Raw genomic sequence first — 8,324 nt, 5'->3', positions numbered from 1 at the left:
CCGCAACGACGACGAAACCTGCGCAATGGCCGTGGTTTCGCGGTCGCGACTCGCGTCGCTCCTGCAGGGGGCGTTCCGCGCCCGCTTCCGTCGGTGCATTCATTACGAGTGAGGACGGGCCGCAATCCTCTGCGGCGAGCCGGGCATTGTGCGCCCCACACCCCGGCGCAAACTCCCGCCCAGGCCTTATGCTGGCGCTCCGTACCCCAGAGCCCGCCCTATGTCCTGGCTAGCCGTCGTCCTGATCGCCCTGGTCGCCTTGCTCCACGCCTGGTTCCTGGTCCTGGAAATGTTCCTGTGGACCAAGCCGCTGGGCATGAAGACCTTCCGCATGAGCCCGGACAAGGCCGAGCAGACCAAGGTGCTGGCGGCCAACCAGGGGCTCTACAACGGCTTCCTGGTCGCGGGTTTGGTCTGGGCGCTGGTCTGCGCGCGCCAGGACGTGGCGACCTTCTTCCTGGCCTGCGTCGTGGTCGCCGGCGCGTTCGGCGCGGCGACGGTGAGCCGGCGGATCTTCTACGTGCAGGCGGTGCCGGCGATCGCCGCGCTGGCAGCGCTGTGGTTGCTGTGAGCGCGGCGGCCGCTCAGGCCGCATAGTCGTCGTACGGCCGCGATACACGCTGGCGCTGCAAACGCGGCCGGCATCGCGCCGGCCGCGCCGCCGCCGGGTCAGCCGTGCAGCTTCTTCGCCGTTTCCGCCACTTCGCGGCCCTGGTAGCGCGCCGCGTCGAGTTCGTTCTGGGTCGGCTGGCGCGAGCCGTCGCCGCCGGTGATGGTGGTGGTGCCGTAGGGCGAGCCGCCGGTGACTTCGTCCAGGCGCATCTGCCCGGAATAGCCGTAGTTCAGGCCGACGATCACCATGCCGAAGTGCAGCAGGTTGGTGATGATCGAGAACAGCGTGGTCTCCTGGCCGCCATGCTGGGTCGCGGTGGAGGTGAACGCCGCGCCGACCTTGCCGTGCAGCGCGCCCTTGGCCCACAGCCCGCCGGCCTGGTCGAGGAAGTTGGCCATTTGCGAGGACATCCGGCCGAAGCGCGTGCCGGTGCCGACGACGATGGCGTCGTAATGCTCCAGGTCGGCGATCTGCGCGACCGGCGCGACCTGGTCGAGCTTGTAGTGCGACTTGCGCGCGACCTCGTCGGGCACCAGCTCGGGCACGCGCTTGATATCGACCTGCGCGCCGGCGCCGCGCGCGCCTTCGGCGACGGCTTCGGCCATCTTTTCGCAGTGGCCGTATGCGGAGTAATAGAGCACCAGGACTTTCGCCATCTCAGTCGCCTCGGGTTGGGACAGGGCGATGAGCCTAGGACGAGGATGTTTCAGGCGGTGTGACGGGCGTCGGCGAATGCCGCGCGCAGCGGATTTTTGCCCTTGTGGGAGGGCCTTCAGGCCCGATGCTTTTGTTCCAGATCACACTGGCCTGAAAGAACAGCATCGGGCCTGAAGGCCCTCCCACAAGATCGCCGCCCACCTTGGCGCACGCGGCCGCGCGCGACTAGCCCGCGATTCGGGATAAACAGTCCCGATCCGCACGCAACTCGCCAAACCTCGCAACGCCAAGGCTTGCGCGCATCGTCTTCGCTGCGGAACAATGCCGGCGTGGCGTTGCGGTTTATCCCGCCACCTTCTCCGACTAGAGTGCTCGCACTCGCCGGCCCGCCACGCCGGCCCGGTCCTTCCGCGAATCCCCCTTCTCCTCGCCGCACCGGTGCGCCTTCGCGCATCGGCGACGCCCCGTCTTTGGAGCTTGCCGTGCTACTCCCCCTGATCCTGCTCTCGGCCGCCGGCTTCACCGTGCTGACGACCGAATTCATCCTGGTCGGGCTGCTGCCCTCGCTCTCGCGCGACCTGGGCGTGAGCGTGTCGCAGGCCGGTCTGCTGGTGACCTTGTTCGCGTTCGCGGTCGCCGCCACCGGGCCGTTCCTGACCGCCTACTTCTCGCGCTTCGAACGCAAGCGCTTGTTCATCGTGGTGCTGCTGTTGTTCGCCGCCTCCAACGTGGTCGCGGCGATGGCGCCGAACCTCGGCGTGCTGGCGTTCGCGCGGCTGATCCCGGCGCTGGGCGTGCCGGTGTTCTGGGCGCTGGCCAGCGAGACCGCGGTCGATATCGCCGGCCAGGATCGCGCCGGCAAGGCGATCTCGATGATTTCCTTCGGCGTGATCTGCGCCACGGTGATCGGCGTACCCACCGGCACCCTGATCGCCGACGCGTTCGGCTGGCGCGCCGCGTTCCTCGCCCTGGCCATCGCGTCCTTGCTCAAGGCCGGCATGCTCTACGCCTTCCTGCCCGACAGCCGCGGCGCGCTGCCGCCGCGACTGGGCGAACAGTTCCGGGTGCTGCGCGATCCGCGCGTGGTCGGCCACGTGCTGATGTCGGTGATCCTGTTCGCCGGCATGTTCACCGCCTACACCTACCTGGCCGATATGTTCGAGCGCCTGGCCGGCTTCAACGGCGCGGTGGTGGGCTGGGCGCTGATGGCGTTCGGCGCGGTCGGCCTGATCGGCAACACCCTGGGCGGACGCATCGTCGACCGCCATCCGCTGCGCGCCTCGCTGATCTTCAGCGTACCGCTGGCGCTGGGCCTGGTGCTGGTGGTGCCGTCGGTGAGCGCGCTGCCCTTGTTCGCGCTGACCCTGGCGCTGTGGGGCATCACCCAGGCCGCGCTGTTCCCGGTCAGCCACGTGCGGGTGATGAAGTCGGCGCCGCAGGCGCCGGCGTTCGCCGCCGCGCTCAACGTGTCGGGCGCGAACCTGGGCATCGGCGTCGGCGCGATCGTCGGCGGGCGGGTGATCGATGCGGTCGGCGTGGCGGGCGTCGGCTACGCCGCGGCGGCGCTGGTGGGTTTGTCGGTGTTGATCGGGTTCGTGCTGATCTCGGCCGGGCAGCGCGAGCCGGAGCCGGATTGCGCGAGCTGAGGGCGAGCGACGCCAGCCGGCCGAGTCATGCGCGGCGTCGCGGGCCCGCGCGTCGCCGACGCGGACTTCCGCGCGGGCGGTTCCTGCAGGCGGCGGCCTCTTGCGCCAGGGCGGCGCGCGCCGACGGCGGAACGCAGGGAAGCGGGCACCGGGCGGCGCTCAGCGCGCCTCTGCGCCGGCCTCGTGCGACGCGGGTGCCGGTTCTGAGTCGGCCGGCGCTGGGGTCGCCAGCGCGGCGGGCTCCGGTGCCGTCCGCTTGGCCGGGATCGCCCACCACACGATCGCCACGGCGGCCAACAGCAACACGCTGGCGACCAGATACGGCGCGCCCGGCAGCGGCAGCCGCGTGTCCGGCAGGGTGACGTAGGCGAAGCTGCTGGCGTACAGCGCGGGGGCCACGATGCCGGCCAGCGAGATCAGGCTGGTCAGCGCGCCCTGGGCGCGGCCCTGCGCCTGCGCGTCGATGCGTTGGCTCACCATCGCCTGCGCCGCGGGCAGGGCCAGATACCACAAGGCCGCGATCGGCATGCCCCAGAAGAACCAGCGGGTGTCGCCCGCGGCCAGCATCCACAGGCCCAGCGTGCCGCAGACCAGGCCGAACAGCAGGGTGGCGCGCTCGCCGAAGCGCCGCGCCATCGGCGCCACCAGCGCCACGCTGACCACCGCCGCCATCGCGCCGACCGCGGCCAGCACATAGCCGGCCTGCTTCTGGCCCCAGCCGAACTGATAGTCGGCGTAGAGCACGAACACGATCTGGTGCGAGAACTGCGCCAGCGAATGCAGGAACACCACGGCGGCCAGCGCCAGCACCTGCGGCTGTTCGCGCAGGAAGCGCAGCGAGGCGAACGGATTGGCCTGCGACCAGTCCACGCGCGGCGCGCGGCGTTCGCGCGGCAACGATTCGGGCAGCACCAGCCAGCCGTAGAGGAAGTTGGCCAGGGCCAGCGCCGCGGCCAGCCAGAACGGATAGCGCAGGTCGTAATCGCCGAGCACGCCGCCGATCAGCGGGCCGAGGATGAAGCCGACGCCGAACGCCGCGCCGAGCAGGCCGTAAGCCTGCGCGCGGTCTTGTTCGCGGGTGACGTCGGCGACGTAGGCGTTGGCGACCGGCGTGCTGGCGGCGAACACCGCCGACACGATCCGCCCGGCCATCAGCCAGGCCAGGCCGTCGGCCAGCGCCATCACGATGAAGTCCACGCCCAGGCCGAAGCACGACAGCAAGATCACCGGGCGGCGCCCGTAGCGGTCCGACAACGCGCCCAGCAGCGGCGAACAGGCGAACTGGATCGAGGCGAACACCACGCCGAAGATGCCCACCCACCACGCCGCGTCCGACACGCTGCCGCCGGCGAACTGTTCGAGCAGGTGCGGCAGCACCGGGATGATCACGCCGAACGACAGCACGTCGATCAGGACGGTGAAGAAAACGAAGATCAGCCCGGCTTTGCGCTTCGATGGCGAGCTCATTGGGAGGTCCATTCCTTGGCTTCGATAACAGGCGCCGAACCGTGACGGGTTTCGGTGCCTTCCTGCGAACTACGTTAGCAGGACGCTCGCGGCCGCGCGCCCTGCGCATGCATCACGACCGGTAACGCATGCAGCGTATACCGGATCGATGGCACAGCGTATAGCGCGACCGCTAAGCGCATCGAACATGTCGTTGGCCGCATTGACCGGTGTAATGCGTTGTGGTTTACGATGATATTGCGTCACACACCGCATGTAGCTTGCGGTCGTGCTCATGGATCGACAACGTCGCAAGGACCAAGGGAATGGAAACGTTTACGGGCATCAATGCGTCTGTGGCCATCGTCGGCATCGGTTGCCGTTTTCCGGGCGGCGGTAACGACCCCGAAACGTTCTGGGACAAGCTCTCGCAAGGCATCGACTGCATCGGCGAAGTGCCGGCCGATCGCTGGCACCGCGACAACTTCTACCATCCGCGCAAGGGCGTGCGCGGAAAATCGGCCACCCGCTGGGGCGGTTTCGTCGACGGCATCGACCGCTTCGACGCGGGCTTCTTCGGCATTTCGCCGCGCGAAGCGGCGGTGATGGATCCGCAGCAGCGCCTGCTGCTGGAAGTGTGCTGGGAAGCGTTCGAGGATGCGGGCATCGTGCCGTCGTCGCTGCACGAGCGCGCGGTCGGCGTCTACATGGGCGGCTTCACCCTCGACTACATGCTGCAGCAGTTGGGCAACGCCGATTACCGCAACGTCGAGGCGCATACCGCCACCGGCTCGATGATGACCTTGCTGGCGGCGCGCCTGTCGTACGTGTTCGGCCTGCGCGGCCCGTGCATGTCGATCGATACCGCGTGTTCCTCGTCGATGGTGGCGGTGCATCTGGCCTGCCAGAGCCTGCGCAACGGCGAATCCGACATCGCCCTGGCCGGCGGCGTCAACGCGCTGCTCGGCCCGGCCTACACCATCGCCGAATCGCAGGCCGGCATGCTGTCGCCGACCGGCCGCTCGCGCGCGTTCGATTCGCGCGCCGACGGCTATGTGCGCGGCGAAGGCGCCGGCATCGTCGTGCTCAAGCGGCTCGACGATGCGCTGGCGGCCGGCGACCACATCTATGCGACGATCCGCGCGACCCAGTCCAACCAGGACGGCCGCAGCCAGGGCATCACCGTGCCGAGCGCGGACGCGCAACGCCTGCTGATGCGCGCGGCGCTGGCGGCGGCCGACGCGGCGCCGGCGCAGATCGCCTACGTGGAAGCGCACGGCACCGGCACGCCGGTCGGCGATCCGATCGAGGCCGGCGCGATCGGCTCGGTGATGAGCGAAGGCCGCGATCCGGCCGAGCCGTGCCTGATCGGCTCGGTCAAGACCAACATCGGCCATACCGAGGCGGCCGCCGGCGTGGCGGCGCTGATCAAGACCGCACTGGTGCTGGAGCGCGGACAGGTGCCGCCGCACCTGCATTTCCTCGAACCCAATGCGCAGATCGACCTGCAGGCGCTGAAGCTGCGCGTGCCGACCGCGCTGACCGCGTTGCCGCGCCGCGGCGGCGAGTCGCTGGCGGCGGTGAACTCGTTCGGTTTCGGCGGCAGCAACGCGCACGCGATCGTGGCCAGCGCACCGGCATCGACCGCGCCGGCGCAGGCCGAGGCGCCGACCCACGGGCCGTGGCTGCTGCCGCTGTCGGCGCGCCATCCCGACGCGCTGGCGGCGCTGGCCGGGCGCTACGCCGAGCGCCTCGAACGCGGCGGCGCGCTGGCCGAGGTGGCGCTGCAAGACCTCTCCCGCGCCGCGGCGCTGGGCCGCGAACACCATCCGCACCGCGCCTGCGTCGCCGCGGATTCGGCCGAACAACTCGCGCAACGCCTGCGTGCGTTGGCCGACGACGGCCGCAGCGACGGCGCATGGACCTCGGACACGCCGGTGCACTCCGCGCCGGGCCTGGTGTTCGTCTATTCCGGCTCGGGCCCGCAGTGGTGGGGCATGGGCCAGCAGCTGTACCGCCGCGAGCCGGCGTTCAAGGCCGCGGTCGATCGCTGCGCGCAACTGTTCGCGCAGGTGGCCGGCTGGGATCTGCTGCCGCACATGCTGGCCGAATCCGAGACCGCGCGCGCCAACGACACCGATGTGGTGCAGTCGGCCGGCTTCATCCTGCAGGTGGGCCTGACCGAACTGCTGGCGCAGTGGGGCGTGCGGCCGGCGGCCATCGTCGGCCACAGCCTGGGCGAGATCGCCGCGGCCTACGCCGCCGGCTGCCTGAGCCTGGAAGACGCGGTGTGCGTGATCCACCACCGCAGCCGCCTGCTGCACCGCATGGCCGGCCACGGCGCGATGCTCGCGGTCGGGCTGGCGCGCGAACAGGCGCAGGCGGCGATCGACGCGCTGGCCGATCCGACCGTGTCGATCGCCGCGATCAACGGCCCGGCCCAGGTCACCGTGGCCGGTTCGCTGGACGGCATCGAACGCCTGCAGGCCGAACTCGCCGCGCGCGAACTGTTCGTGCGCCGCCTGCGCGTGCAGGTGCCGTTCCACAGCTGCTACATGGACGGCCTGCGCGAGGAGATGCTGGCCTGCACCGCGGCGGTGGCGCCGCGCGAGCCGCAGGTGCCGCTGTACTCGACCGTGAGCGGGCAGCGCGTGGACGGCCGCCCGCACGACAACGCCTATTGGTTCGCCAACATGCGCGAGCCGGTGCGCTTCGCCGATGCGGTGACCGCGATCCTTGCCGACGGCGGCGCGCATTTCGTCGAAATCTCGCCGCACCCGGTGCTGGCCTCGTCGCTGGGCGAATGCGCCAACGCCGCCGACCGCGCGGTGCGCACCACCGCGACCCTGCACCGCGAGCGCGACGAATCCGAGCGCATCGCCGCGGCGGTCGCCGAGCTGTACTGCGCCGGCGCCGCGCCGGACTGGTCGCAGCGCCTGCCGCGCGGCGCGCACGTGCGCCTGCCGACCTACCCCTGGCGCAAGGAGCGCCACTGGCACGAATCGCCGGGCTCGGCGCGCGCGCGCCTGCAGGCGCTGCCGCATCCGCTGCTGCAACGGCGGATCGACCACGACCTGCCGAGCTGGGAAAGCGATCTAGACAGCCCGCAGCTGGAGTTCCTGCAAGACCACCAGCTCGACGGCACCGTGGTGTTCCCCGGCGCCGGCTATGCCGACATGGCGCTGACCGCCGCGCGCACGCTGCACGGCGGCGATGCGCGCCTGGCCCTGGCCGATATCCGCTTCGAACGCGCGCTGTACCTGTCGCAGGAGCAGGCCGCGACCTTGCGCGTGGGCCTGGACGCGGACACCGGCGCGGTGCGCATCGCCAGCCGCGGCGAGGACGAGCGCTGGCGCACCCACTGCACCGGCCGGATCGAATTCGACACCGACGCGCGTCCCGCGCCGGCCGACCTGCAGGCCTTGCGCGAGCGTTGCCCGCGCGACATCGCGGCGGAGGACTGCTACGCCTATTTCCGCAGCGTCGGCCTGCAATACGGCCCGACCTTCCGCGGCCTGGCCGGGCTGCGCCAGGGCGAGGGCGAAGCGCTGGCGCGGGTCGCGGTGCCGGCGGCGCTGCACGAATCGCTGGACCGCTTCCACCTGCATCCGGCCGTGCTCGACCTGTGCTTCCAGACCCTGGCCGCGGCGCTGCCGCTGCAGGTGGAAGGCTCCAAGGTCTACATGCCGACCGGCTTCGCGCGCGGCCGCAGCTACGGCGCGTTCGCGCCGGACCTGTACATCCACGCGCGGGTGACCCGGCGCGAGGACGACCGCATCCACGGCGACGTGCGCGTGTACGCGCCCGACGGCGAACTGCTGCTGGAAGTCGCCGATTGCGCGGCCAAGGTGCTCGGCGGCGCCGGCGGCTTCATCGAGACGCCGCAGCGCTTGTACGCGCCGGCCTGGCGCGAGGCCGAGCGGCCCGCCGCTGCGGCGACGGCGCCGGGCGCCTGGCTGTTG

Annotated in this window: 6 protein-coding genes; 3 read left to right on the top strand and 3 right to left on the bottom strand. The window is 70.9% G+C overall.

Annotation, left to right across the window (positions count from 1 at the left end; all coding sequences use genetic code 11):
- Nucleotides 1-220 precede the first annotated feature (220 nt).
- Nucleotides 221-571 (top strand): DUF1304 domain-containing protein, encoded by a 351-nt coding sequence (locus A7A76_RS15390; RefSeq protein ID WP_206412004.1) that lies wholly within the window; start codon nucleotides 221-223, stop codon nucleotides 569-571.
- Between the two features lie 98 nt (nucleotides 572-669).
- Here A7A76_RS15390 and wrbA read toward each other — a convergent pair whose 3' ends face one another.
- Both wrbA and A7A76_RS26710 read right to left on the bottom strand, forming a co-directional pair.
- Nucleotides 670-1,269 carry an NAD(P)H:quinone oxidoreductase gene (gene wrbA / locus A7A76_RS15385; RefSeq protein WP_206412003.1) on the bottom strand — a complete coding sequence of 200 codons (600 nt, stop codon included), beginning with the start codon at nucleotides 1,267-1,269 and terminating at the stop codon, nucleotides 670-672.
- A gap of 34 nt (nucleotides 1,270-1,303) precedes the next feature.
- A complete protein-coding gene (locus tag A7A76_RS26710; protein ID WP_428995165.1) occupies nucleotides 1,304-1,456 on the bottom strand; it encodes a DUF6053 domain-containing protein in 153 nt (50 codons plus the stop codon).
- Nucleotides 1,457-1,752: 296 nt separating this feature from the next.
- On the opposite strand from A7A76_RS26710, the gene A7A76_RS15380 reads away from it, so the two are divergent.
- Nucleotides 1,753-2,916, top strand: a complete 1,164-nt coding sequence (locus tag A7A76_RS15380; RefSeq protein ID WP_343225345.1) for an MFS transporter — start codon at nucleotides 1,753-1,755, stop codon at nucleotides 2,914-2,916.
- Between the two features lie 159 nt (nucleotides 2,917-3,075).
- On the opposite strand, the gene A7A76_RS15375 is transcribed toward A7A76_RS15380, so the two are convergent.
- Nucleotides 3,076-4,383, bottom strand: coding sequence for a TCR/Tet family MFS transporter (locus tag A7A76_RS15375; RefSeq protein WP_241200964.1), 1,308 nt, complete (start codon nucleotides 4,381-4,383; stop codon nucleotides 3,076-3,078).
- 305 nt (nucleotides 4,384-4,688) lie between these two features.
- Here A7A76_RS15375 and A7A76_RS15370 point away from each other — a divergent pair.
- Nucleotides 4,689-8,324 (top strand): type I polyketide synthase (locus A7A76_RS15370; RefSeq protein WP_206412001.1); only part of this gene is annotated, 3,636 nt, incomplete at its 3' end.

The sequence above is a fragment of the Lysobacter enzymogenes genome, assembly GCF_017168095.1.
Classification (GTDB): Bacteria; Pseudomonadota; Gammaproteobacteria; order Xanthomonadales; family Xanthomonadaceae; genus Lysobacter; species Lysobacter enzymogenes_D.
The sequence above is the reverse complement of the archived record's forward strand: the minus strand, read 5'-3'. Positions and strand labels throughout refer to the sequence as shown.

Excerpts from the sequence above, each read along its gene's own strand:
- A7A76_RS15390 (WP_206412004.1), top strand. The coding sequence starts at position 221 with ATGTCCTGGCTAGCCGTCGTCCTGATCGCCCTGGTCGCCTTGCTCCAC.
- wrbA (WP_206412003.1), bottom strand. The coding sequence starts at position 1,269 with ATGGCGAAAGTCCTGGTGCTCTATTACTCCGCATACGGCCACTGCGAA.
- A7A76_RS15375 (WP_241200964.1), bottom strand. The coding sequence starts at position 4,383 with ATGAGCTCGCCATCGAAGCGCAAAGCCGGGCTGATCTTCGTTTTCTTC.